Source organism: Celeribacter baekdonensis, from assembly GCF_003047105.1.
Classification (GTDB): domain Bacteria; phylum Pseudomonadota; class Alphaproteobacteria; order Rhodobacterales; family Rhodobacteraceae; genus Celeribacter; species Celeribacter baekdonensis_B.
In genome coordinates this window covers 56,417-80,854 of record NZ_CP028473.1, presented here as the reverse complement: position 1 = coordinate 80,854, position 24,438 = coordinate 56,417, and the positions used below count along the sequence as shown (strand labels likewise).

Below are 24,438 nucleotides of genomic sequence, written 5' to 3'. Positions count from 1 at the left end.
ACGCCTCGTTTGTCCCGTGCAGTCATCCGAATTGGGTAGAACTTACAAGCGTCACATATCGATGAGCGCCTTATGGAAGAGGAGGTCGCGGGAATTCGGACCAGCGTTTAAGGTGGGTCGCATGATGAAAGAGACGATCCACGATGGCAAAGAGAAAAACCACTCGCTTGATTTCAATGAGCTACTCCCCATCTCTTGGACAGAATTTGGCGAGATCTGGATGCTTGATCAGCTTGCGTTGTCGCGAACGTCGGTCATCGGCTTTCAACTGAGCAGCAGCGCCATAGTAACCCGCGTATTTCGGCAGGCTCTCGTCGACAAAATAGTTCCGCTTTAATTCACGGTAGGGCGTCGCTTTCGAGCGCTTCAACACACGCGCCATCTCACGGACAGGAACTTTAGCACTCAGCCAGCGCTCGATTTTACGCCGTTCTTCGATGTTCAATTGCTTGTAGGAGCCAGACATGGCACAATCTCCTAATTAGATAACCCATTGATTTATAATAGGAGTCGCAGTTCAAAGTAGCGCGCCCCTAGCTAAATTTTAGTGGCCTGTAAGGTTTATTATGTATATTATATGTGGCGATTTGTATGACATTTCGAGACTGGTATTCCCTGAGGTGGCGGCTTTGCCTATGCTGGGCGCGGATTTGCAGCGTTGAAGAGTTTTCGCGATGAGTGATTTACCTTTCGTCAATCGAACCGACGACCTGTCTGATGTGTTGAGCCTGTTGCATGGGCACTGGGACAAACCCTTTTGCTTGTTCCTCGAGGCGGCATCGGGCATCGGCAAAAGCCGCTTCATGGACGAGGTCGCCCAGCGACACGAGGGCCGCGATCTAGTACGCGTGCGCATTCGCCGCTCGCGCGGGTCGCGCCTGGAGGACGGGGTGTTCCTGACCCAGATCGCCGCCGCCCTGCAAAAGGCCGCCGAAACCGGGGCCAAGATCCTCAGCATCGAGGAGTTCAACAAGAACCTAAAGGCCTATCTGACCGACGAACACCTGGGGCTTGAGGTCGCCAACGAGCTGTTGAAGGAACTGGACGTGCCTCTGGTACGCCAGATCAAGGGCTTCTTGGAACGCCGCTTCAGCCTGGGTGAGTTCAAGCCCGAAGAGCTGTTGGACATGAACGGACAGGCCGCGGTGACCTATCTGAAACGCTATGTGCGCGCGGTGGTGGAACACCATCCAGTCGGGTTGATCCTGGAGAACATCCATCTGATCGACGAGGCGACGTTGGGGTTTCTGGTCGAAGATGTGACCTGGCGCAAGGACAGCATGGTGTTGTGTGAGATCACCCAGATCGAGGCGCAGAGCCCTTTCGTGACCTGGAGCCTGGGTGAACTGGTCGAGGAGTTCGACCGCGCAGGCTTTACCTGCAAGGCGCGGATGTTGTTGCCTCTGACCTATACTCATTACGCCGAGGTTGCGCGCAACATGGGCGTCACCAAGGACCAGCGCCTGTCGCAGGTCTATCACCAGGATGGCGGCGATCTGCGCGGGATCCACAACCTAGCGAAGGTGGTGCGCTCCGGTGCCGGGCTGAATGCCACGCAGGTTTCGGACGGCGACAGTTATGCGCAACTGTTCAAGACGATGAGTCGCGATGAACGCTTTCTGGCTGTGACCCTGCATCTGCATGACGGGGCGGCACCGGCGGCTCTCCTGGACCATTTCATGGACAGGCTGGCGGGTCAGGGGCTGGACCCCGACCAGTTGCGCGTAGCGCGCATGGAGCTGGCGTTGAACGAGATGATCACCCTGGGTGGCGGTCAGGTGGCCTTTGCCCATGATGGGTTGGCCCGCGCTATGGAAGACCTGGCGCCCCCTGCGATGGTCCAGATTGCGCGCAAGACCTGGATCGACGTTTATGGCGATCAGGCCGAGACCGACGATCAGTGGCTGTTCCAACTGCGCCTGGCGATCGAACATTGCGAGGAACATACCCTGCACCGCGCCCTGTCGAGGCTTGAGGCGATCGGCGACAACAGTCATTTCCGTGACCGCATCGTGGCGGTGTTGGAGGCCGCCGCGACCCTGTTCGGCCAGCAGATTGCCGAGGGCGCGCGGGATCTAGGCCTGTCGGGCCTGCGCAAGGTCGCTGGCCTGTTGTTTGAACTGGAAGCCTATGCTTCGGTGGCACTTCTGCTGGATCGGTTGGAGCTGTCGGGCGAGATGGATCGCCTGGCGCGGACGGCGGTCGCCGGGCGGCTGGATCAGGTCGATGAAACCCTTGCGCTGACCGCACCCGAACAGTTGGCGGGCTGTCGCGATCACACCGGGTTCGCGGTGGTGCGGCTAGCCGCGCTGGCTTCGATTCACCAACGTGATGCGGCGCTGGCGCTCTATCGCCAGGTCGTCGCCCGACCGGAAACCCCGCGCAGCCCCTATTTCCCCTATCTGCTGCGCAATGCCGATATCTTCCTGTCCTATGGCGACAGCCTGGCGCCCTTACGCCAGAGCGCCGAGCTGTTCGCGGCGCGTGGGCAGATGCGTGAGGCAGCCCATTCGCGCAATGCCCTGGGCATGCAGTTGGGCCGATTGGGGCGGCTGGACGAGGCCTCTGCCGAACTGGCCCAGGCCGAACAGATGATGACCGGCCAGGCCACAGGCCATGCGCAGATGCTGAACAATCGCGGGGTGATCCAGTTGTCGGCGGGCCAGCATGGCGAGGGCACGCGCATACTCTTCCTGCTGGCCCGCGACGGCGCGCAGGATCCGTTCGACCGGATCGTGCTGGCGCAGAACCTAGCGGTGGTCGGGGCGCTGACCGGTGATCCCGACACCGAGGCCCTGTTCGCTGCGGCCGAGCGTCTGCTGACTCATCATGCCCTGTCGAACCAGGGGCTGTGGCGCAGTCTCCACTGGAACTGGTCCCGGTGGGCCTCGGCTGCGGGCGATGCGCCCACGGCCGAGGCGCGCATGGAAAAGGCGCGCGGGATCGACATGATCCACACGGACCTTTGGCAGGCACGGCTGTTCGGCACCACCTTGCCAGACGGTGATTCCACCTTTCTGGCTGGGCAGCCTTTTCATTATTCGTTCCTGTCGAAGTGGCATTTCCCACTGGACCTGAACCGGGCTTCTTGCTCTACCGCGAACCCGTGACCTGTCGCCCCTGTGCGTGGTCGTCAAGTCGCCAAGGATATCAGGGTACGCCACATGTCGGGATACTCCACCCCCAGCGACGCCATGGATTGGGCGAAACTGGCCGTCGGGCCAAGGTGCACGTCCGGGGTCAGCTCGATCAAGCGGAACCCGTCGCGCGTCATGCGACCGTCGATGCGCATGTAGTCGACCTTTTCGAAACTGTCGAACAAGCGCCGGCAGGCGCGGAGCAGCGCGGGGTCAAGGGCATGGGTGATCGGGGTGTTTTCCGTCGGGCGGGTCAAGGTCTTTTTGACCTCCATCGACCAGATCCCGCGCGCCAGGTCAAACCCCTCGACATCCAACCGCACGGCGGCCAACTGCGCGCTGTCGCCATCCGCGCCCATCAGGCAGATCGAGACCTCGTCGCCTTCCAAGAATTCTTCGATCAGCACCGGGCAGGCCAGGGCCTCTTGCAGGGTGGCGACTTGGCGCGCAGCCTCCTCCCACCCTGGGCAGAAGGCCCGTTGGTCAATGCCGATCGAACCGCCCTCGGCCAGGGGTTTGACCACGAAGGGCGAGGTCAGGCGCGGGTCGGGTTCAAACGGTCTGCCGGGATCGACAACCTGCCCCGCCGGCCCGGCAATGCCATGGCGCCAAGCATAGCTTTTTGCCAGGTCCTTGTCCTGGCAGACGATCGCGCTGTAGGCGTCCGCTCCGACATAGCGCAGCCCCAGCCCCTCGCAGGTCGATGGCACCAGCGTGCGCCGCGTGCGCGTGCGCGTGCCTGACCACAGGCTGATAACGACCGCGTCCTCGCGCAACAGCGCGGGTGCCTGAGCGGCCAGCGCCCCTGGGCTGTCCAGGTGGGTGACGCGAAAGCCTGCGTCGGTGAGGCCGCCGACCACCGCTTTCAGGTACGTGGCTTCGGTGAATTCAAGCGTGCGATTGGCAAAGCTGGCGTCGTGCTGGGTTACCGTGTCGGCGACCAGACAAACATGCGAGGTGCTGGGGTCAGTTGTCATGGGAGAAGTCTCCGATCAATTTGGGGGTCAGGGAGGTGAGGTCGAGGGGAGCGAAGGCCACGCCGTGGGTGAACACTCCGGCATTGGTGGTGACAAAAGCCTTGCCCATCAGGCTGGCGCAGATCAGGTGACGGCGCACGAACCCGGCGCTATGCGGGTTGACCAGGCCGGGTGCCAAGCCGTTTGCGCCCAGCTCATCCGCATCAGCAAAGCGCAGGCGCCGGGTGCCCAGGGCGGCCTTGACGTTGCGCGAATGCAACCGCCGGTCGCCGGGCAGATGCACCCCGACCAGCCCGTCCGGGGTGCTGAGTACAATGGTCTTCAGCTCGTTACCCAAGAGCACGCCACGCGCGCGCGCGGCATCGTCGCAGGTGACGACCGGGGCGTGGTGAAATATCCGCAGGAAACGGAAGCCGGGCCAGCGGGACGGCACATCGGCGGGCAGGCTGGGCTGCAGCCTGGCCAGGCGTGCAAGGGTGGCATTTCCGCCAAGATTGAGGGGTTTGTTCATCGGGCCTCTTCTTTTCTGCTTGCGTTGATCCCTCTGTTCATAGAAAACGCCACCCATGCCTGTACGGGCGTGTGAACCACGTCCCACACCGCCGCATGCACATGAATGGCGGCGAACAGGGGTATGCGACGGCAAATAAGGGGCCAGACCGGCAGGCAAAGTCGCGCACAGGCGCCACCCGGTGGCTCTTCCCTAACCGTCCCGAACTGCACCAAACCGCCCCGCGCTAAGGTTAATTCTTGACGGAACACCTCGACTTGGGCGAGAACTTGCCCTCATAGGACGCACAAGGGTGTCTGGGGTGATAAGAGGGTATAAATTTTGAAACAGTCACCGAAATGGCTTTCGGATGACCCTGACGATTATCTGCATCCCCAGCACCTGGCCCCCGCGCATTTTATCCCGCCCGATTGGCAGGACGACTATGGCCGCTGGCGGCATTGCTATCTGCCCGGGGTGCGTGAAGAGGTTGCCGGGTGCTTTACCGCTATCAACTGCGCGCTGTTCATAGACATGATCAAGCCGCTGGTCGATCTGGCTGCGCGTCTGGTGCCGGATGAGGTCAAGAGCCAGGTCGCGCCGAACAACCCGGCGGATTGGACCATGCTGCCCGAGCCGCAGATCCGTCGCATCTGGCGCAACGAACGCACACTGTTTTCCAACGCCTTTCTGTTGCTGACCTGTTTGCAGATTGCCGTGTTCATCAAGGCAGGCAAGGTTTCGGGCCTGACCCTGTCCGCTGAACATGAGGTCGAAGGCCTCGATCAGCAGTCGATGGACCAGATCGAGGCAAAGTTGCGCGAGCTGGATATCGAGCACAACCAGACCCTGACCCATGGGCTGAGCCTGCACCTGTCAGTTTTCGAAACCGCGCTGCCCCGGCCCGAGCTGTGGACCCGAATTGCCGACGATCCTGCGCTTCTGTTGTCGTATAAACGGACAACGAACCAACCTCTGGCACAAGTGGCGAAGATGTTCGAGGGGTTGAAGAAGGGAAAACTGGTCAGTCTGTTGACCGCTTGGCATATTACCAAATGGTTGCGAGATACCCTACCGGACGAGCCGCCGGTTAGCTGGTGTTACTGTCACAAGCAATCGCCACGGCGTGCTGCCGTGGAAAAGGAAAGTGTGCCCTATTGCGGCCGCGAGACTGTCTTCGGCACGATCCCGACCTTGGGCCCCTGACGGAGGCACAGTGCCCTTGGACGGGGTAACCGCTCAAAAAGCTGGGAAGAGGTGGCAGTGCTTTAAATCTCGGGCCTTGCCTCTCAACTCCTCGACCGCTTGGTCAATGGCGGTCCGTTTGGCTGCCATCCTAGCGGTTTCCAGCTGCGCCAGAAACGGTTTGGCGGCAAGCATGATGATCAGGATAGGGACTATGAAGGGTTTCGGTTGGGCCTGGCGGGTCTTGAGAGTTTCTTGCCGTACGGGCAGGTCACGGCGCCACGCCTTAGTCGACGGCTTCCGTGTAAACCGAGACGGCGGCGGTAAAGCGCTGCACCTTCCTGGGGGGTAGTTTCAAGTTCGACAGGATCATGCGCAGTTTCTCAAACGGCAAGCGCCGGTAATCGGCCACGGTGACGACGTCGGGGTGATTGTGCGCAACCCGGACGGCGATGCGTTGCAGTTCGGGTTCTTCGACCAGGCTGGGCATGTGGAACTGGGCCGCCGGGTCAACGTTGTCGGTATCGAAGGTAAAAGCTCCGTGTACACTCATTCCAGCTTCATCCTTACCCAGAATACATCTTCGGCCTTTGTCCATTTGAAGGGGCACACGCCGTTGCCAGTCACGCGACACAATGCGTCTTTGTCGTCTGACGTTTCATCTCTCTTCAGTACCCGTGAACCGGGCGTCATCTGTCGTGCAGTCTAGCGCATGTGGGCATGCGGTCAACTCCCTGCTCCCCATTCGCAGGGATGGGGAGCAGCCCACACAAATCAGGGACTTATCGTATGCGAAAACTGGTTTAATTTCAATCTTGAAGCCACCCGGGGTTGTGCCATCTTCGATGGCATTACTGGCGGATAGTCTTTTGAAGATGTCGTTTTCTGCCATATTCGGCTCGGCCTTGGCCATTGTGTTGCTGGGCCTCTACGCTTGGCCGCTGGTCTGATGATTCTGGAAATCAAGATAGCGTGCCGGTGGGGAACGCAGCTGTTCCCCTTGGGGCCGATGTCTGTTCTGAGGCTTTGGCCAAGGCCTTCGAGTCGGGCTACAAGAATGTCCTGACGCTGGTTGGCGGTCTGGTCACGGCCCTTGTGGTGGCCTAGCTGGCGGTGGCAAAAGCGGCTGAAGTGCCGACGATGAACGGGTTCCGCCCCGAATCCACACTTGGCAAGCGGATCAGCGTCCTCGTTGTCTCGGCCTATCTGACGGTCTGGGCCCCGGTGGAGCTGTTCACGCTGATTTGCGGGGTCATGCTGAAACACGGGCGTGGTGCCCATGGTCTCTGATCTTGGCATGATCTGGCCGGGTGCGGCGACGTCAGCAAAATCGAAGGCATGCTTCTTGATCGCTATTTCGAACAGGTTTCAAGGCTTTTTAGCCCAGACCAAGTCATTTTCTTTGAGGATGGCGCTATCTGTGTTCAGCCTGGGAGACTGGTCGATATTCACAACATTGACTTTCAGGAAAACATACCATATTTTCTGACAAGGAGATGAGCCATGATTATGTCGAAGATCAAACAACGCATCATCGGAAAGGGTCGAGGCGCCATCTTTGCGCCCTCGGACTTTCTGGATATCGGGACGCGCGCGAGTGTGGATCAGGCGTTGTCGCGCCTTGCCGATCAGGGCATGATCCGGCGCTTGACCCGTGGGCTCTACGATTATCCCAAGAAAAGCCCGCGCTTCGGCTATCTGTCGCCGTCTGCGGATGACATCGCGAAGGCGGTGGCGCGCAAGGACAACCAGGTGCTGCAACCCTCCCCTGCTATGGCGGCCAATCAGTTGGGGCTGTCTACTCAGGTGCCGTCCAAGCCGATCTATATGACCGATGGCCCGACCCGGACAAAAACAGTTGGTCGGCAGGTGATCCAGTTTCGCAAGGCGTCCTCAAAGACGCTCGTTGGCGCGGGCCAAAGGACCGGTGCCGTGTTTCAGGCGCTGCGTTATATTGGTAAGGACCGGATTGATGATCAGGTGATCGGGCAGCTGGCCCGTGCGCTGAATGACAAGGATCGGGTGCTGCTTTCCAAACAAAGCAAACATGTGCCTGCCTGGATGCACCCGGTTGTGCAGCAAATCGTGGCGCACGCCTGAGTATGGATCAGTTTGCCAACGACACCCCCGAACAACGAGACGAGGCCTTTCAAGAAGCCGCGGCACAGCTTGGAATGTCCAAGGCGATCGTTGAGAAAGACTTCTGGGTTTGTTGGTCCCTGAAGCATCTTTTCGCTCTGCCCGCCTTTGGCGAGCATATGATTTTCAAGGGAGGGACATCCCTCTCCAAAGCCTACAATATGATCCACCGCTTCTCAGAAGACGTGGACTTGTCCCTTGATCGCGCTCAGTTGGGGTTCGAAGGGGATCGCGATCCGGAAAACCCCGATCTGACCGGAGGAAAGCGAAAGTCCTTGCTCCAAGAACTCCAGGAGACGGCAGAGGCTGAAGTCTCTGGGCCGCTCTTGGCTGCGATTGATGCAGCTTTCGGTGCCAGCCTGGATCAAGACTTCTCTTTGACCGTTGATCCGAACGACGCCCAAACTCTTCTCTTTGCCTATCCGTCTTTGACGGAGACCTCCGATGGCTATGTCAAACCGATCGTGCGTTTCGAGTTCGGAGCGCGTGGGGTTCACTTGCCGGCCGAGGTTCGCGAGATTTCGCCATATGTTCATCAAGCCTTTCCTGGTCTTCTGGGATCAGCCGGGGTGGATGTGAACGTGTTGGGCGTCGAGCGGACCTTCTGGGAAAAGGCCACGATCCTGCATATGCTCTACCATCAGGATCCTGCCAAACCTCTCGCCGACCGAATGTCACGCCACTACTACGATATGGCCCAGCTCATCGGTCATGAGGCCAAGGCCCGCGCACTCGGTCGCTTGGATCTTTTGGAGCAGGTGGCTCATCACAAGTCTGTCTTCTTTAAAGCCGCCTGGGCAAACTACGATGCGGCACGCCCCGGAACGCTGAGATTGATGCCCAATGAGGCTCTCACCGCTGCTCTGCGCCGGGATTATTCCGGGATGCAGGAGATGATCATCGGGGATGGGCCGCGTTTTGATGACATCCTAGACTCGATCAAAGCCTTCGAGGTTGAAATCAATAGATGACCTATCGGTCACAATTTTTGTGCGGTCCAATTGGATTGGCGCCTTGACGATATTAGGGATATCCGGCACATTTCACTCGGCCTCTAGTGCATGCCAGTGTGCCCGTCACGCAAAGCTACGCAGCACTTCATTCTTAAATGAACAACCCAGACCAATTTCGGGATCTGGTTAGTAGCGGGCACCTAGTCGGATCCCTATTTTGGGACCTGAACAATGACGACAAAAACGAAAATCGATCACCTGAAACTCTTGGCAAAGCGCTACGCACATGCCACGCGCGCAAATCAACATGAAGCGCTCGATGCGGTTGCCTCTGAGCTGGGCTTTCCACATTGGAAGGCGCTCACGGTCAAGGCCAAGCAAGGTTGGATGCCGAGCGAGGAGGAGCTTGCCAAGGCCGAGACCTTTGTTCGTGAATTCTTCCCTTCACTCGGAGGCGAGCCAAAATTCATTGAGCAAAGCATGTCGCATCCCGTCGACGAACCAATCAAAGCAGGTGCGATTGACGGGCATGCCTACCAACTATTCGAATCCTTCGGTGACATTCGCATGGAAGGCAATGGGTGGCGCATCCTCATTGGAGAGGCGGATTTCTCGCAGCCTAGGGTCGAGATCGAAACCACACACAAAGAGACGAGTCCTGCCAATGATAGCGGCTTCGTTGAGAAGGCGCTTGCTATTGCGGAAGCCCAAGCTGTGAAAACCCGTGCAGCCATTGCGTCCGATTGGCCTCGGCGTTCGACCAAGCCAAACGCCAAAGGCGAAGTCGTCCACCCGCTTCACGGTGACCGGGCAGCGGAATGGTTTTGTCTTCACTGCGATGGCAAAATATCGGGCACCCAGATCGCTGAAAACCTTTGGCATTGTCCGAGTTGCGGTGCCTCTCCTTTGGATATCTTCACATCGCCGTGGTGGTTGGAAGGCGGCGATGGGGAACCCAAAGTTGTTGAATGTACCAATGATCGGAAGCGTCCAGAACCCAAAATCCAAGTGGTGGATTCCAGGCCAACTCTGAGGCTGGATGAGGAGAGTATTTCCTTGCTTCTACGGATCGCGCTTCTTGAAGATGCCACCAACCCGGGAGAGCGGCTCGGTGCTTTGTTGGCTGAGATCAATGTCGATGATGATAACGATGCTTGGATTACCTTCGACGAAGACCTGTGGCCTGATGACAAGGACCCGGATGCGGCCATTGCGGTTGCCGACAAACTTGGCATCGAACTCGAGCTTGAGATAACCTGTATGACGTTTCCGTTCGCTTGGCCGGGTTTGGGACATGTTACTACCAGCACCAGCGAGTATCTTGGGCATCTTTTGGACGCATACGCAGAACATGGGGTCATTGTTCGTGGCAATGACCTTGAGTGATTGAACGTGGTTTGGCTCCACCGGCTTGGTCGGTGGAGCCTTCTTTGAGGATTCGTGGAACTTGCCAAATGAACTGGTTTGTACGTCAGCGCCCTGTGCTGACCAGGCTCTTGGCTGCGCTCGGAACCGCTAAGAGGCATTTCCGCCCATTCTGGAGACGATCCTTCGTGCATGTTAGAGCTGAGACCGCGGGCGAAACCGCGATCGCTTGAAGCAGCGGTCAGCCGGGTCTCCGCTCCGCCCTAACCCGGCTGGCAGGTTTCCAATCCTGAATACCATCTGCCATCCGGCCGGCGCCCCGAACAGGGGCTCTGGTGTCGCGTGCCGCGTCAGCCTCCGCGTATAAATCCGGTTCCTCCCGCGCGCGGCTCCTTCCCGATTTCACCGCTCTGGCCCCCTGTGTCGTTTCGCCGTCCGGCCGAAGGACGGGCTATCGCCGTCCCCTGCTCTGCCCAGCCGAGAAGCACGAGGGCTTCCCCCGAGCGCGGTCTGCCTGCGGGCCTGTCTGGCACATACTCTGTGCCGAATGAGCGGTAGCGACCATTGTGCTCGTTCCAGCAAGAGCCAGAGGAAGGGAAGCCCGGGTGCCGGGCTTGAAAGGATAGAGAGAGCCTCTTCCGGGTCCGGCGTGACAAGGATTCTGATCATGGCCAAGACCGCAACTCGCCCGAAACCCACCACCTCAAAGAAGACCGAATCCGTCGGATCGGCCGCGCCTGACGGCACCGCCGAAATCCGGATGATCCCGCTCGACCAGCTGGAGCCTAGCCCGCTCAACGTCCGCAAGGTGGCCGCAAGCGCCATCGATGACGCAGAACTCCTCGCCAGCATCCGCGAGACCGGCATCAAGCAGAACCTGGTGGTTCATGCGCTGTCTGAGACACGTTTTGCGGTTGATGCCGGCGGTCGCCGCCTCAAGGCGCTGAAGCAACTCGCCGATGACGGTGTGATCCCCGCCGATCTTCCCGTGCCCTGCCTCATCGAGGATGAGCGCAACGCCATTCTCACCTCTGCCACGGAAAATCTCCAGCGTGCTGCGATGCACCCGGCCGACCAATTCGAGGCCTTCGAGAAGATGATCGGTGAGGGCCGCAGCGAGGACGAGATTGCGCTGAAATTCGGCGTCTCCGTCGACCTCGTGCGCCGCCGCCTCAAACTCGCCCGTGTCGCACCCGAAATCATCGAGCAGTTTCGTGATGGCGATCTGACCCTCGAATGCGTGATGGCCTTCACGCTGACGGATGACCATGATCGCCAACTGGCAGTCTGGAACGCGGTGAAGGGCGGCTATCACATCCATCCTCAAAGCATCAAACGCCAGCTCACCGAGACCGCGCATTCGGCGAACTCAGCCCTCGGGCGTTTTGTCGGCATCGAGGCCTATGAGGCAGCGGGCGGTGTTCTGCTGCGCGACCTCTTCGACGACCGTGCCAGCGCCCATATGGAAAACCCCGAGCTCCTCGAGCGCCTCGCCATCGAGAAACTGCAGGCTGCGGCCAAACCCTTCGAGGCAGTGTGGAAATGGGTCGAGGTGCATCTCTCGGTGGACTACGGCGCGTTTCGCAGTTTCGGGCGGGTTTATCCGCAAGACATTGAACCCGATCCGGACCTGTTTGCCGAGGAGGAACGCCTCATCGTGCGCGAGGAAGAACTGGCGGCGCAGAATGGCGGCGAGGACTGGACCGACGCTGAAACCGAAGAATATTACGCCATCGAGCCGCGTCTGCGCGAGATCGAGACTCTGCAGCGCGAACGGCAACCTTACGCAGACGAAGATCGCGCCATCGCCGGTGTCGTTCTGACCATCGGCCATGACGGAGCGCTGCGGGTCGAGAAAGGCCTGGTGCGGCCCGAGGATATTCCTGCGGCACCCGAGCCTGACGAGACCACCGCAGATGTGGATGGCGCCCCCTCCCCTGCCCGGCCACACGTGACGCCGCCGACCTCTTCGACGCCGGCACCGACCTCCGACCCGGCCGCGACGTTGCGCAAGGCGGACGGGATTTCGGCAAGCCTCGCCGACGATCTGCGCGCGACGCGTCAGCATATCCTTCGGGCGCATCTGGCGGCGGATTTCGAGGTGGCGTTCGATGCGATGCTCTACGCGCTCTGCGAGCAGGCTTTGGGGCGGTCTTACAACAACGAGGCGCTCGACATCTCGATCCGGGCCTTCCAGGCGCAGAACTGCGAGGTGTTGCATGAGGATACGGTCGCTCAGAAGATGCTTGAGGCGCTGGAGCAGGACCTCGCCACGGACTGGATGAAGCTGGAGAAACCCGAGGACTTCCAGGCCATGTCGGCGCTGCCCATTGCCGACAAGCAGGCGCTATTCGCCTGGGCGGCGGGTCTGGCGGTCAAGCCGCAGCTCTCCTCCGACAATCGCCCCTCCCCGATCATCGAGGAGATCGGCGCGCGGCTCGACGTCGATGTGGCGGCCTGCTGGCGCCCGACCGCGGAAAACTACTGGGGTCGGGTCAACAAGGGGCATGCTGTGGCCACGGCGCGCAAGCTGATCGGCGAGGATTACGCCGAAGATCGAAATCGCGAGCGTAAGGGTGATCTCGCCGCGGCCGTGGAGCGGGCCTTTGCGGAAACGGCCGGTCAGACGGAAGGGTTCGACGCCGCCACGGTCGCAAGGACGACGCGTTGGCTGCCCGACGGGATGGTGTTTGCCGGTGCGTTGGAGGCCGACACCAAAATGATTGGCGATGCGCCCGATGCCGAGAAGGGCGACGTGCCCGCCGCAGACGCTCTGGTCGAGGCAGAGAGCGATGAACCATCGTCCTTGCCCGCCTTCCTCAGCGGGGATGCGACCTGACGAAGCGAACAACGATCTGATTACCACATGAGCCTTGGGCCGTCCTCACCTTGAGGGCGGCCCTTTCCGCCTGACGGGTTGCCTACAGCCGATATCGGATCGGCTGGCCTGTCCCGGAGACACCCCATGACCGCCACACTCGATCTCGATTCCGTTCAGGAAGCCGTACTGATCGCCGCGCAAAACGATGCGTTTCGCCACTCCATCCTCGGCAATCCTCCCGTCGCCGATGCCCCGCAGGGCCAGTTCGTGATGACACGCGGCGTCGCGGCGCTTGGGCTCGACGCGCAACTGGAATTGACCCTCCGTGTCGCCGTCTTCGAGGGGTTCAATGCCGACATTGATCCGCAGGGCTGGCACGAGATGGGCGTCATCGACCTCGATGGTACAACCGTCTGGTTCAAGGTCGATTTGTACGACGTCGACTACCAATATGGCTCGCCCGAGCCTTCTGACCCTTTGCAAACGCGCCGGGTCCTGACCCTGCTTCTGCCGTCGGAATACTGACGACTCCGTTTCACCGACATCGCCACGGATCGCCCTTGCACAAAGGGCGGTCCTTTCGGGCTGGCGGGTTCCAAGGGGCGCGATGATCGCGTTCGGCCTGCTGCAGGAGACCAGAGATGGCCAAGACACTCGACTACCAGATCACCCTCTATCCGGCGCATCGTGACGGCGCCTTCGTTGTCACCCAGTTCCAGATGCTGGGGAGCTACCCCGAAAAGCGTATCCAGGCCGCTGGCATGGATGACCTGATCGAAAAGGTAACGCAGTTCGCGATGGAGCATGGCGAGAGTTGCAGCGCTTCGGTGCGCTGCCTCGCCCCGCGCAAACCACCGGGTTTCAAGCGCGCGACGGAGAACCTCTATTTCAACCTGGTTGACCGGACCGCTGAAAACCGCGGCGATGCTGCGGCCTGAGGCCCCCTTCGGAAACCTTTGGGGCGGCCTTGTGCAACGGTCGCCCTCCCCTTCCCTCAGTTCCAAAGGACCAAAGACATGACACAAGTGAGTGATTTCTACGCGCAGATGCTCGACTCCCAGAGACGTGCTGCCGAACATCGGGTTGAGACCCGCGCGGCACTTCTTATCGAACTGCGCGCCCTCGGCATAATGAACATCGAGGTGCAATACGAAGGCTACGGCGATTCCGGCAATGTTGAGGATGTCGTCGTGGCCCCTGACACGGTCACCCTGACGGACGAGTTGCGGCGCCGGGTCGAAGACTTCGGTTGGGATTTTGCCTATGCGCTGAGCCCAGGCTTCGAGAACAACGAGGGCGGCTACGGCGAACTGACCTGGTCGCTCGAGGCGGACAAGATCGATGTCAGCCACTCGAACCGCTATATCGAGTCTGAGACCACCGAACACGAGGGGCTCTGACATGGCACATCCCCTCCATCACGCCGAAAGCTCGGCCCGAAAGTTCGGCGGCGTTCCAGATGATTACCAGCATGTGCATGACTGGTTTGACTCGTCCAAAGAGCACCTCGCGATCTTTACGCATCGTGCACATCGGCACCACACGCTCGGGATCTTCGAAGCTGAGCGATTGTTTGGACACTTCCTGACCAACAGCGCGGGCCGGGTCGTCCCGATCCGTTGGATCGTCGAGCAGCATGTGCGCGAAGACTGCCAGGGGCGCATCCCGTCGCTGGCTGACTGGCTCGGACGCATACAACCCGAACCGTGGATGGCCAATGGCCGGATCGACAACGATCCGACGCAGATCGGCAGCGATCCGCGCGCAGTTTGGGTCGCGGCGGTTTCCAATCACCAGACCATTCTCGGTTTCGAAGATTGGTTGCTGAAGGTCTCGGTCGAGCACGTCCAGCATCGGGAGAACCGCGCCGCCGCCTGAGCCATGGGGCAGTGAAGCCATTGCCCCTCGGAAAACCCCCTGATCGACCCGCTTGAGCCACTACCGGCCGGGCGGGTCGAATGCGTTTCAAGAAAGGACATCAATATGCACAACCCCGTCTACGAGGAGACCTACCAAGGCCACACCATCAAGATCTACCACGACCCGGACGCAGAAAGCCCACGGGAGTGGTGCAACCTCGGAACACTGATCTGCTGGCACCGCAGATACCGGCTTGGCGACAGCCACCCCTTCGACAGCCCCGAGGCGTTCCTGCGCGATCTCGCCGGTGTTTCGGAGCAGAGCGACCTCTCAATGGACCAGCTGCTTGAGCGCGCCGAGCGCAAGGCGGTCATTCTGCCAGTGTTCCTCTATGACCATTCCGGCCTCGCGATGAACACCATCGGCTTCCACTGCCCGTGGGATTCCGGTCAGGTCGGCTATGTCTATGTGACGCTCGAGGCGGTCCGGACGGAGTTCGGCGCAAAACGCGTAACCAAGGCTCTGCGCGCAAAAGCTGAAGGCATCCTGCGCGGCGAAATTGTCAGCTACGACGCCTATCTCGGCGGGCGAGTCTATGGCTATGTCATCGAGTGGGACGGCGAGGAGGTCGACGCCTGCTGGGGGTTTGTCGGCGACTATGAGCTGGACTGTCTGCTCGAGTCGCGCCGGGCGGTGCCAGCACCGTTACCGAGTCAAACACGCGAGTCCGCTGCCGCTCAAGCGCGGGCTCACCCTTAGGAACCGGCACAGGTGGCATACGCTCCCTTTCTTGCGGCAATCCCAATCGGCCTCGCATTGCTGCAATGCAGAAATATCATGGCCTGCCTATTGTGCGGCTGCAGCATAGCCACTATCTTGAAGTTGTGATCGGTTCTCTCCTCCTCCCTGAACCGATCCGGAATAATCGGCGGCATCCACCTCCTCCCGGATGCCGCCTTTCTCTTTTTCAAAGCTCTTCCTGAAGGTTGTCCGGGTGCCTACTGCCGCCAATCGGTCGACGACGGACCTGTTTCGGATGCGCAGGCCGCCAACCGCCCAAAACTTAGGCGAGCTGGTACTGCGCCAAGCTGACAAGGACTTCTGCGACAGCGCCCACAGACCCATCCCCAGTTTTTGGGGATAAGTTTCCGCTATCTGAACGGAGATCAGCAATCCCATGAAAGAGCGAGAGACAGGGCGGGAGGGGTGACCCCTCCCGGGTGAGAGAGTGCGCGCGGGGCTTGGGGCCAACCCTCAACCCCGGAGATTGCCGATGAACGCTCACCCCCATTCTGTCCCGCTTGTGCCTGAGCCTGAGGCCCCTGCCCGCCCGGAAGCCTCGTGCTTCGCCCACAACCTGATCCAGACTGCGAGAACCCTCGTCCCTGTGTTCGAGGCGGGCAGGTCCATCGACGCCGCCGCCCTTCGCGCCGCCATGGAAGGTGCCTTCGGCGCCAGCGACACCAGCGGTGCTTGGGTCTGGAAGGACGCCTATGAGGCCGCCGAGGTTGCGCAGATCCTGATGCTTTCGCGCTACGGCGCATTGATGCAGCGCCAGGCCGCCTCACCACAGGCTTTCCTCACCATGATCGAGCGCCTCGCCGCTCTGGCCCCGTCTCACACGCGGCGCTCCGAAGACAGCGTCCGTCTGCAACAATTCTCAACGCCTTTGCCGCTCGCGGCCACTGTGGCGAAGGCGGCGGGGTTTCAGGACGGCGACCTGGTACTTGAACCGTCAGCTGGCACCGGCATGCTCGCGATTTTCGCCCGGATTGCGGACGCTCGCCTGGCGCTGAATGAGCTTGCCGAGACCCGCCGCGCCCTGCTGGGACTTCTGTTCCCCGGTGCAGTCGTCTCGGATCACGACGCCGCGGCGATCGACGACCGGCTGGATCGGTCCATCACGCCCTCGGTCATCGTGATGAACCCGCCCTTCTCCGCGGCGAAGCATGTCGCGGGTCGGTTCCGGCAGGCCACCAGCCAGCATGTCCTGTCCGCCTTGGCGCGCCTCGCGCCGGGTGGGCGCCTTGTTGTCATCACTGGCGAAAGCTTCCGCCCCTCCATGAAATCCTTCCAGTCGACGTTTCAACGGATCGGCCAGCGCGCCGATGTGGTGTTTTCTGCTGCCATCGACGGCAAGGTCTTCGCTCGGCATGGCACCACCATCGACACGCGGCTGACGGTGATCGACAAGCGCCCGACTGGCGCCGGAGAAACTGCACCTACCGAGAGCGAGACCGCCTATCATCCGATCTGCGCGACAACGGGTGAACTTCTAAACGCGGTGCTGACCCACTGCCCGGAGCGCCGCAGCCCTCCGCCCTGCCCAACCAGTTCAGCCCTGTCGATTCCGTCCCGCCCGACGCGAAAGAACCTACATGCCCTGCGCAATGCCGCCCTCAAGGAAACCCGTGCCCTCGCCGAGGAACGGGCCAAGCATCCGTTCGACGACATCGAGACGGCCCCGCTCGACTACCTGGCGAAAGCCTGGAGCGAACTAGACGGTGCGCTGCAAGACACGGTTTACGAGGCCTATGACCTTCAGGCGATCCGGATCGACGGCGCGGCGGAACATCCGACAGCACTTGTCCAATCCGCCGCCATGGCCTCGGTGCCGCCGCCCGTGCCGAGCTACCGCCCGCTCCTGCCGAAGAGCCTCGTCCAGGACGGTCTCCTCTCTGCGCCGCAGCTCGAAAGTGTCATCTACGCAGGCAATGCCCATGAGACGCACTTGAAGGGCTGGTTCAAGCGCGGCGAAATCGAAGGCCAGCTGATGGCCGCGGCCGAGGGCGACGAAGGTGCCTTTCGCCTGCGCAAAGGCTGGTTCCTGGGCGATGGCACGGGTTGTGGCAAGGGACGGCAGGTCGCGGGTATCATCCTCGACAATTGGCTGAAGGGGTGTCGCCGGGCAGTCTGGGTGTCAAAAAGCGATAAGCTCATCGAGGATGCGCGCCGCGACTGGGTGGCGCTCGGCGGGCGCGAAAGCGATATCATGCCGCTCTCGAAATTCCGCCAAGGGAGCGACATCAGGCTTCCCGAAGGCATCCTTTTCGTCACCTATGCCACGCTGCGCTCTGCGACACGCGAGGGCAAAGCCTCTCGCCTCGACCAGGTGACGTCCTGGCTTGGCGAGGGGTTCGACGGGGTCATCGCTTTTGATGAAAGCCACGCCATGGCGAACGCCGCCGGCGAAAAGTCCGACCGCGGCGACAGACGCGCCTCCCAGCAAGGCCTCGCTGGTCTTGCATTGCAGAACGCGGTTCCGGATGCACGCGTCCTTTACGTCTCGGCCACTGGTGCGACGGTTGTCGGCAATCTGGCCTATGCCTCCCGCCTCGGGCTCTGGGGCACCGGGGATTTCCCCTTTGTGACGCGGGCAGAGTTCGTCGCCGCGATGGAAGCCGGGGGTATCGCCGCCATGGAGATTATCTCGCGCGACCTGAAGGCGCTCGGGCTTTATCTGGCGCGGTCCCTCTCTTACGCCGGGGTCGAATACGAGATGCTGGTGCATGAGCTGACGCCTGCCCAAGTCGCGATCTACGACAGCTACGCCGATGCCTATCAGATCATTCACAACAACCTCGAGGCGGCGCTTCAGGCCTCGGGCATATCCTCCGAGACCGGCACGCTGAACGCCCAGGCTAAATCCGCCGCGCGTTCAGCCTTCGAGAGCAACAAACAGCGCTTCTTCAACCATCTCATCACCGCTATGAAGTGCCCCTCCCTGATCCGTTCGATCGAGGCGGATCTGGCTGCGGGTCATTCGGCGGTGATCCAGGTGGTGTCGACCAGCGAGGCAGTGATGGAGCGCCGCCTCGAAGACATCCCGCCCTCCGAGTGGGATGATCTGCAGGTCGATTTTACGCCGCGCGAGAACATCATGGACTACCTGTTGCACAGCTTCCCGACGCAGCTTTTTGAGCCCTATACGGACGAGAATGGCGATCTGCGCTCGCGTTCTGCCCTCGATGGCGACGGCAATCCGATTATCTGCCGTGAGGCGGAGCGGCGGCGGGACGCTCTTGTCGAACATCTGGGTGCCCTCGCTCCGGTGCAGGGCGCGCTCGACCAGATCCTCTGGCATTTCGGCGGGGAGGCGGTCGCCGAGGTCACGGGGCGCAAGCGGCGCATCGTGAAAACGCGGCAAGGACGGCTCAAGGTCGAGAACCGCCCCGCCTCCTCCAATCTGGGCGAAACCCAGGCCTTCATGGATGATGCCAAGCGCATCCTGATCTTCTCCGATGCCGGTGGCACCGGGCGCAGCTACCATGCCGATCTCGGGGCCAAGAACCAGCGCCATCGGGTGCATTACCTTCTGGAGCCCGGCTGGAAGGCCGACAATGCGATCCAGGGGCTCGGGCGCACCAATCGTACCAACCAGGCGCAGCCGCCGCTGTTCCGGCCGGTGGCGACCAATGTGAAAGGCGAGAAGCGGTTTCTTTCCACCATCGCCCGCCGTCTCGACACGCTCGGGGCCATCACCAAGGGGCAACGCGAGACCGGCGGGCAGAACATGTTCCGCGCAGAGGACAACCTCGAGAGTCCCTACGCGCGCGCGGCGCTGCGGCAGTTCTTCTACAAGCTGCGGGCGGGCAAGATCGACGCCTGCTCCTACGCGAAGTTTCAGGAGATGACCGGGCTGACGCTCGATGAGGCGGATGGTACGATGAAAGAAAACCTGCCGCCGATCCAGCAGTTCCTGAACCGCTGCCTGGCCCTCCGCATCGACATGCAGGATGCAATCTTTGAGGCCTTCGGCGGGTTTCTTTCGGCTATCATCGAAGATGCGCGCCAGGCAGGCACGCTGGACGTCGGGCTTGAGACCCTGCGCGCCGAGAAGTTCGAGATCGTCGACCGCAAGGTCATCTTCGAGCATGAGGCGACGGGCGCAACGGCAACCGCGCTGACCGTGGAGCGCACCGATCGCAACGATCCGCTCACCCTGCCCCGGGTTAGAGCGATCTGCGCCGATACGAAGGGTGCGACGCTCTGCTGGAACACCTCCTCCAAACGCGCGGCCCTGATGGTGAAGGCGCCGGCCTTCATGGATGAGGATGGCGTGCCGATCCTGCGGGTGAAGCTTCTGCGGCCCTTGGCGACCGAGATCCTCGCACTTTCCGAATTCTCGAAATCGCACTGGGAAGAGATTAATGATGCGATGTTCGAACAGCTCTGGCGGGCCGAGGTCGACGCGGTGCCGGAGTTCACCACGTCGAAGATCACACTGATCTGCGGCCTTCTCCTGCCAATCTGGGACCGGCTGCCCGCCGACAACATGCGCATCTATCGCCTGCAGACCGAGGACGGGGAGCGCGCCATCGGTCGCTTGGTCAGCCAGGAGCAGCTTCTCAATGTCTATGCGCGGCTCGGGCTCGATTGTCAGATCGAGATGACGCCGCAGGAGGTGTTCGGCGCGGTGATGGAGGCGCGAACGACCCTGAGCCTCCTTGGCGGCTACCAGCTGCGCCGGTCGCTGGTCATGGGTCAGCCTAGGCTCGAGCTGATCGGTGCGTCGGGTGCAGCCCTGCCCGGTCTGAAGGTCATGGGCTGCTTCACCGAAGTGATCCAATGGAAGACGCGGATGTTCATCCCGGTGGACGGCATTGACGTTCTTGCACGGGTTCTTGCCGCACATCCGGTTGGCGCAAGCGCATCGGAGGCCGCCGCATGAACGCGCGGCGCAGTATCGCAGACCTCTCGGCCGATCTGGCAGACCGTGCCGAGAGTTTCTGCCGACAGTATTTCCCCGAGGGGCGTAAGCAGGGCAACTATTGGCAGGTCGGCGATACCTCTGGCGCAAAGGGCCAGAGTCTCGCGATCCGGCTGCAAGCGCAGGGTGGTCGTAAAGCTGGGTCCTGGCAAGATTTCGCGACGGGTGAATATGGCGATCTGATCGACCTGCTGAAGGAACGGCTTGGATCGGTCACGCTGAAGGAAACGCTGAGGGAGGCCCGGTCCTTCCTCGGTGAGGCCCCCTGCCCTGCCGCTCTGCGTGACACCCGAAAGGCTGAGCGTCCGGATGCTTCCACGAACAAACGTATCGCGCGGGCGCGCAAACTCTTTGCCGCCGGCAAGCCGGTGCTTGGCACCTTGGCCGCCACCTATCTGCAAGGTCGCGGGATCACACGGCTCGGTCCTGCCCTCCGCTATCACCCACGGGTCTTTCTGCGGCAGGGCGAGGACGACGCCGATCCGCCGCAAAGGGCCCCTGCCCTGCTGGCGAAGATCACCGACAATCGTGGTCAGGTCACCGGATGTGCGCGCACCTATCTCGACCCGTCTACCGGCGGGTTGGCCGCGATCGAGAGCCCAAAACGGATCCTTGGGCAGCTTCATGGCCATGCCATCCGCTTCTGGTCCGGCTCACCTCGCAGCGATCTCATCGTCGGCGAAGGTCTCGAGAACACCCTCTCGATCGGCACCGCTCTCCCGGAGTTCGATCTCGCCTCCTGTCTCACCGCCACCCATCTCGGCCTCTTCATCCCGCCGCCGGGCATCCAGCGCATCTGGATCGCGCGGGACAATGACGAGGCTGGACGTAACGCATCCATAAGATTGCGTAACCAGCTGGAATTGATTGGAATTGCCTTTGGTGATCTCGTGCCAAACATGGGCGATTTCAACGACGATTTGCGGGCTTTTGGCAAAGATCCGCTGCGCCGGTCCTTGTTGAAGGCCATGAAAGCGCAAGGTCTGGAGATCGAGGACGGGTGAGCGCCAGCCTCCTCTCGTGATAACTGAAGGGGCAAAGGTTCCGCGGGCTCGATCTGATCCCGTTTGGATAAGGGGAGCGATGGACCGGCGGGTCGGAGCAGAGTGCTCCTCGCCCGGGCAGCAATGCGCCCCGCACCAAAAAATCCCCCTGAGCCTTCGGCTCATTCCTCGCGGGAACAATTTTCCGGCCCGCGGCGCATTCTCCGCTGCGCTTCGATCCTGACGGATGCGGCCCGGTCGCCGCCGGTCCTGTTATCGCCCCATCCAAATCGGGTCAGATCAAACAGAGGAACCAGACAATGCCCCATCAGACAGACATCCCCGAGGAGACCGGCGTAACCTCCGCCATCCTCGACCACCTCGCACTTCATGGCGCAACACCGGGACCTGGCGAGACCGATCACCGCCCCCTGCCCCAGCCTGACGAGGTTGATCTCGCCATGGCGACACTTTTTGAGACCACCACCGGCCTTCTCACTGGCAGCCAGTTGGAAGACAATCTCGAAGAGATGCTCTGGTCCCTCACCTCGATCTTCCATCGCCGGCTGGCCCATATCCAGAAGCTCCTCGACGACAATGAATCCGAGGTCCGGGAAAGTCTGGCCATCCAGGACGGCTCCGAGGTCGCCTCGGTCGAGCTGGAACGACTCCAGATGATCGGGCTCAAACTCTGGGACCATCGCGACGCTTTCGAACAGATGCGCGATTTGGCCGTGGACCATTTCTCGGCCGCCACCGGTTCTCCCTGGCTGCCCCGCACTGGATCACGCGTCTCTCATCGCGGCCTCACCTCCGCCGTGGTGGACAGCCGGGCCTATCTATCGGCCAAGCGCCGCAAGGAGACCGAGGTGCACTGCCCCGAAGGCACGCGGATCGCGTTCTCGGGCGGGGACTATCACGCCTACGATCTGATCTGGTCCGTCCTCGATGCCACCCATCAGAAATACCCCGACATGGTGCTCATGCATGGTGGCACTCCAAAAGGTGCCGAGATGATCGCCGCCCGCTGGGCAGATACGCGCGGTGTTACCCAGGTGGTCTTCAAACCCGACTGGAAGAGCCACGGCAAGGCGGCCCCCTTCAAGCGCAACGACAAGATGCTCGAGACCATGCCGCAGGGCCTGATCGCAACACCGGGCTCCGGGATCACCGAGAACATCGTCGACAAGGCCCGCAAGCTCGGGATCCGCATCAAGAGGATCGGGGCTTAGGCCCCGGTTCGTTTTCGGCTTAGTTCGACGAGGCTGCCATTGGAGCTATTTTCTTGAAAGGGGAGCAATGCAGTACGAAGTGAGATTTCGCTGTGGATGCGCCAATGGCCGCTTCGACGTTTCTGCATGCGGCACAAACGGTTGTTTTCGCCACTGACAGAAGCGTAGTTTTTGCAAATGAAGTTTATAGACTTCCTGAAATGCGACCGTTTCGCATTGTCAGTCCGAGCTCGTTGCCGCTAAGCGAAACAGAGACCGGCCCATGTCGATCGTACGCGTGAATGCTGCAAGTCCACGGCCCTCCGAGGTCCTCACTGATCGATCTGAAGCCATATCCATCCTCCGGCTGTGTTGGTTGGAAATCTCCATCTTCAAGCGCAATGAGAAATTTGATGTAGTAGGTGCTGTTTGGCTCAAAGATTAGCTCGACTTGCTCGCCTGCGGCTACACCTGTCGCCGTTGAAGCTCGGAATGACAGAGAGTTTCCGCCTTCCAACTTCGGCTCGCATGCCAACCTGTCTCCGATGAAACCAAGTTCACCACCTGTGTTTGTAACGGTCATTCGAAATCTATCTGCATCAATCAACTGACCGCCGATCAAAAAGTTTGCCCGATTGGGGTCGAGTGCCTGCAGAACATTGTTTGCGTTGATGCCTAAAACGGATACCAGCGCCACAAGTAGTCCCAATACTGGCGTCGAAATAGAGAAGTGCCGCCGCCAGTCGTTGAAGTGATTGCACTGCTTACAGAAAACATAGCCTTTCTGCATCGGCGAGCCACAAAATCGACAGCAAGTTTCTTCTACTTCATCGTTCACTGGTCGATCTCCTCGCGGCTGGTGTAGCTGAAATGTCGCAAAATCGACAGTATGTCTCCCACGCGATAGCTTTGCGGACAGTAGCCTACCGCCACTTTCTTAGGAAAGGCCTGTCGACTGCACTGGGCTAATATGTCGGTTTCACACTAGATCGCCAACCGTCGGCATCTCGTTCGGCTGTTCACCCACCTTCCTTCGTGGCCACCGCACTTCTCCCTTTGTCTGAGTTGCATGACATGCTGGTCGCAGCTGTCGTCCCGTCCACAAAGGTTGTCGCCGATCTTTTTCCCCTGACCCTGCGGGCCATTCCTCGCGGATCAAAAAGACCGGCGCCGACTACTACACGCTGACCATCCGCGACCACGGCTTCAACGCGAACCTCGGCAAGGCCGCCAACCAGGACGATCTGTCCCTGCAGGCCGTCATCCCTTGGGGGCCAAAAGACGCGGCGTGACGAAAAGAATCGGCCGGGGCAACCCGGCCGATTCTCATTTTTTCGCTTGCCACTGATACGGTCGACTTACGCGTTGAAAAGCTTTCGCGCCGCTCACTAAACGAAGTAAATGAAGTTAGATCTGAGTGGTATTCAACCTTGCAAAGTAAAAGCGGAGCATGAGTGCCTTCGTAACTGGGACCGGCATTGACGATCTGGGTAGGCAGCCATTTGACAGCCGTGCAGAGCGAAAAAATACAAATATAACAGTTAGATATGACTACGTTGGCACGGAACCACGGTCTCATCTCGCGTGGCTAAGAACCCCGTTGAATC

At 60.7% G+C, this 24,438-nt stretch carries 21 protein-coding genes and 1 pseudogene; 16 read left to right on the top strand and 6 right to left on the bottom strand.

The annotated features are described in order from the left end of the window. Positions 1–205 precede the first annotated feature (205 nt). A pseudogene (locus DA792_RS02340) lies at positions 206–466 on the bottom strand (helix-turn-helix domain-containing protein); the annotation flags it as partial. 208 nt (positions 467–674) lie between these two features. On the opposite strand from DA792_RS02340, the gene DA792_RS02335 reads away from it, so the two are divergent. Beyond that, on the top strand, positions 675–3,110 hold the full coding sequence (locus DA792_RS02335) for a hypothetical protein (RefSeq protein WP_074646849.1): 2,436 nt from the start codon (positions 675–677) through the stop codon (positions 3,108–3,110). A 23-nt stretch (positions 3,111–3,133) separates the two neighbouring features. On the opposite strand, the gene DA792_RS02330 is transcribed toward DA792_RS02335, so the two are convergent. Beyond that, positions 3,134–4,114, bottom strand: coding sequence for a hypothetical protein (locus DA792_RS02330; protein ID WP_074646847.1), 981 nt, complete (start codon positions 4,112–4,114; stop codon positions 3,134–3,136). Beyond that, a complete protein-coding gene (locus DA792_RS02325) occupies positions 4,104–4,625 on the bottom strand; it encodes an aminoacyl-tRNA deacylase (RefSeq protein WP_074646845.1) in 522 nt (173 codons plus the stop codon). Before DA792_RS02325 ends, DA792_RS02330 begins: the two co-directional genes overlap by 11 nt. A gap of 321 nt (positions 4,626–4,946) precedes the next feature. On the opposite strand from DA792_RS02325, the gene DA792_RS02320 reads away from it, so the two are divergent. Continuing rightward, on the top strand, positions 4,947–5,810 hold the full coding sequence (locus DA792_RS02320; protein ID WP_074646843.1) for a hypothetical protein: 864 nt from the start codon (positions 4,947–4,949) through the stop codon (positions 5,808–5,810). Between the two features lie 265 nt (positions 5,811–6,075). On the opposite strand, the gene DA792_RS02315 is transcribed toward DA792_RS02320, so the two are convergent. Then, complete coding sequence (locus DA792_RS02315) at positions 6,076–6,342, bottom strand: hypothetical protein (RefSeq protein ID WP_074646841.1); 267 nt, start codon at positions 6,340–6,342, stop codon at positions 6,076–6,078. A gap of 425 nt (positions 6,343–6,767) precedes the next feature. Between DA792_RS02315 and DA792_RS23020 the strand changes: the two genes are divergently transcribed. The 11 genes from DA792_RS23020 (at position 6,768) to DA792_RS02265 (ending at position 15,686) form a co-directional block, all read left to right on the top strand. Then, a complete protein-coding gene (locus tag DA792_RS23020; protein ID WP_281241912.1) occupies positions 6,768–6,896 on the top strand; it encodes a hypothetical protein in 129 nt (42 codons plus the stop codon). 33 nt (positions 6,897–6,929) lie between these two features. Continuing rightward, a complete protein-coding gene (locus tag DA792_RS22130; protein ID WP_176832921.1) occupies positions 6,930–7,079 on the top strand; it encodes a hypothetical protein in 150 nt (49 codons plus the stop codon). A gap of 213 nt (positions 7,080–7,292) precedes the next feature. After that, on the top strand, positions 7,293–7,889 hold the full coding sequence (locus DA792_RS02305; protein WP_176832920.1) for a DUF6088 family protein: 597 nt from the start codon (positions 7,293–7,295) through the stop codon (positions 7,887–7,889). Between the two features lie 2 nt (positions 7,890–7,891). Then, positions 7,892–8,899 (top strand): nucleotidyl transferase AbiEii/AbiGii toxin family protein, encoded by a 1,008-nt coding sequence (locus DA792_RS02300; protein WP_074646837.1) that lies wholly within the window; start codon positions 7,892–7,894, stop codon positions 8,897–8,899. Between the two features lie 213 nt (positions 8,900–9,112). Next, on the top strand, positions 9,113–10,267 hold the full coding sequence (locus tag DA792_RS02295) for a hypothetical protein (protein ID WP_074646833.1): 1,155 nt from the start codon (positions 9,113–9,115) through the stop codon (positions 10,265–10,267). A gap of 646 nt (positions 10,268–10,913) precedes the next feature. Further along, the gene (locus DA792_RS02290) at positions 10,914–13,085 is read left to right on the top strand and encodes a ParB/RepB/Spo0J family partition protein (protein WP_074646831.1); all 2,172 of its coding nucleotides are present in this window, start codon (positions 10,914–10,916) and stop codon (positions 13,083–13,085) included. A 126-nt stretch (positions 13,086–13,211) separates the two neighbouring features. Further along, positions 13,212–13,592, top strand: coding sequence for a DUF3768 domain-containing protein (locus DA792_RS02285; RefSeq protein WP_074646828.1), 381 nt, complete (start codon positions 13,212–13,214; stop codon positions 13,590–13,592). 116 nt (positions 13,593–13,708) lie between these two features. Continuing rightward, positions 13,709–14,005, top strand: coding sequence for a hypothetical protein (locus tag DA792_RS02280; RefSeq protein ID WP_074646825.1), 297 nt, complete (start codon positions 13,709–13,711; stop codon positions 14,003–14,005). Positions 14,006–14,083: 78 nt separating this feature from the next. Then, complete coding sequence (locus tag DA792_RS02275) at positions 14,084–14,467, top strand: DUF6878 family protein (protein WP_074646822.1); 384 nt, start codon at positions 14,084–14,086, stop codon at positions 14,465–14,467. 1 nt (position 14,468) lies between these two features. Then, the gene (locus DA792_RS02270; protein ID WP_074646820.1) at positions 14,469–14,945 is read left to right on the top strand and encodes a DUF6915 family protein; all 477 of its coding nucleotides are present in this window, start codon (positions 14,469–14,471) and stop codon (positions 14,943–14,945) included. Positions 14,946–15,050: 105 nt separating this feature from the next. Continuing rightward, complete coding sequence (locus tag DA792_RS02265) at positions 15,051–15,686, top strand: hypothetical protein (RefSeq protein WP_074646818.1); 636 nt, start codon at positions 15,051–15,053, stop codon at positions 15,684–15,686. 87 nt (positions 15,687–15,773) lie between these two features. Here the strand turns inward: DA792_RS02265 and DA792_RS22125 are convergent, their stop codons facing one another. Then, positions 15,774–16,106, bottom strand: coding sequence for a hypothetical protein (locus DA792_RS22125; RefSeq protein WP_143026888.1), 333 nt, complete (start codon positions 16,104–16,106; stop codon positions 15,774–15,776). 94 nt (positions 16,107–16,200) lie between these two features. Between DA792_RS22125 and DA792_RS02255 the strand changes: the two genes are divergently transcribed. From DA792_RS02255 to DA792_RS02245, 3 genes are all read left to right on the top strand, one after another. Continuing rightward, positions 16,201–20,598: a strawberry notch-like NTP hydrolase domain-containing protein gene (locus DA792_RS02255; protein ID WP_074646816.1), complete on the top strand. Its 4,398-nt coding sequence runs from the start codon at positions 16,201–16,203 to the stop codon at positions 20,596–20,598. Further along, positions 20,595–21,641, top strand: coding sequence for a DUF7146 domain-containing protein (locus DA792_RS02250; protein WP_074646815.1), 1,047 nt, complete (start codon positions 20,595–20,597; stop codon positions 21,639–21,641). The genes DA792_RS02255 and DA792_RS02250 overlap by 4 nt, the downstream gene beginning before the upstream one ends. A 299-nt stretch (positions 21,642–21,940) precedes the next feature. Beyond that, positions 21,941–22,852: a DUF2493 domain-containing protein gene (locus DA792_RS02245; protein WP_074646813.1), complete on the top strand. Its 912-nt coding sequence runs from the start codon at positions 21,941–21,943 to the stop codon at positions 22,850–22,852. Positions 22,853–23,036: 184 nt separating this feature from the next. Here the strand turns inward: DA792_RS02245 and DA792_RS02240 are convergent, their stop codons facing one another. Further along, positions 23,037–23,669, bottom strand: a complete 633-nt coding sequence (locus DA792_RS02240) for a hypothetical protein (RefSeq protein WP_143026887.1) — start codon at positions 23,667–23,669, stop codon at positions 23,037–23,039. Between the last annotated feature and the right edge of the window lie 769 nt (positions 23,670–24,438).

Bases quoted from the DNA above. Each gene is read 5' to 3' on its own strand.
- DA792_RS02335 (WP_074646849.1), top strand. From the start codon at position 675: ATGAGTGATTTACCTTTCGTCAATCGAACCGACGACCTGTCTGATGTG.
- DA792_RS02330 (WP_074646847.1), bottom strand. From the start codon at position 4,114: ATGACAACTGACCCCAGCACCTCGCATGTTTGTCTGGTCGCCGACACG.
- DA792_RS02325 (WP_074646845.1), bottom strand. From the start codon at position 4,625: ATGAACAAACCCCTCAATCTTGGCGGAAATGCCACCCTTGCACGCCTG.
- DA792_RS02315 (WP_074646841.1), bottom strand. From the start codon at position 6,342: ATGAGTGTACACGGAGCTTTTACCTTCGATACCGACAACGTTGACCCG.
- DA792_RS22130 (WP_176832921.1), top strand. From the start codon at position 6,930: ATGAACGGGTTCCGCCCCGAATCCACACTTGGCAAGCGGATCAGCGTC.
- DA792_RS02305 (WP_176832920.1), top strand. From the start codon at position 7,293: ATGATTATGTCGAAGATCAAACAACGCATCATCGGAAAGGGTCGAGGC.
- DA792_RS02300 (WP_074646837.1), top strand. From the start codon at position 7,892: ATGGATCAGTTTGCCAACGACACCCCCGAACAACGAGACGAGGCCTTT.
- DA792_RS02295 (WP_074646833.1), top strand. From the start codon at position 9,113: ATGACGACAAAAACGAAAATCGATCACCTGAAACTCTTGGCAAAGCGC.
- DA792_RS02290 (WP_074646831.1), top strand. From the start codon at position 10,914: ATGGCCAAGACCGCAACTCGCCCGAAACCCACCACCTCAAAGAAGACC.
- DA792_RS02285 (WP_074646828.1), top strand. From the start codon at position 13,212: ATGACCGCCACACTCGATCTCGATTCCGTTCAGGAAGCCGTACTGATC.
- DA792_RS02280 (WP_074646825.1), top strand. From the start codon at position 13,709: ATGGCCAAGACACTCGACTACCAGATCACCCTCTATCCGGCGCATCGT.
- DA792_RS02275 (WP_074646822.1), top strand. From the start codon at position 14,084: ATGACACAAGTGAGTGATTTCTACGCGCAGATGCTCGACTCCCAGAGA.
- DA792_RS02270 (WP_074646820.1), top strand. From the start codon at position 14,469: ATGGCACATCCCCTCCATCACGCCGAAAGCTCGGCCCGAAAGTTCGGC.
- DA792_RS02265 (WP_074646818.1), top strand. From the start codon at position 15,051: ATGCACAACCCCGTCTACGAGGAGACCTACCAAGGCCACACCATCAAG.
- DA792_RS22125 (WP_143026888.1), bottom strand. From the start codon at position 16,106: ATGGGATTGCTGATCTCCGTTCAGATAGCGGAAACTTATCCCCAAAAA.
- DA792_RS02255 (WP_074646816.1), top strand. From the start codon at position 16,201: ATGAACGCTCACCCCCATTCTGTCCCGCTTGTGCCTGAGCCTGAGGCC.
- DA792_RS02250 (WP_074646815.1), top strand. From the start codon at position 20,595: ATGAACGCGCGGCGCAGTATCGCAGACCTCTCGGCCGATCTGGCAGAC.
- DA792_RS02245 (WP_074646813.1), top strand. From the start codon at position 21,941: ATGCCCCATCAGACAGACATCCCCGAGGAGACCGGCGTAACCTCCGCC.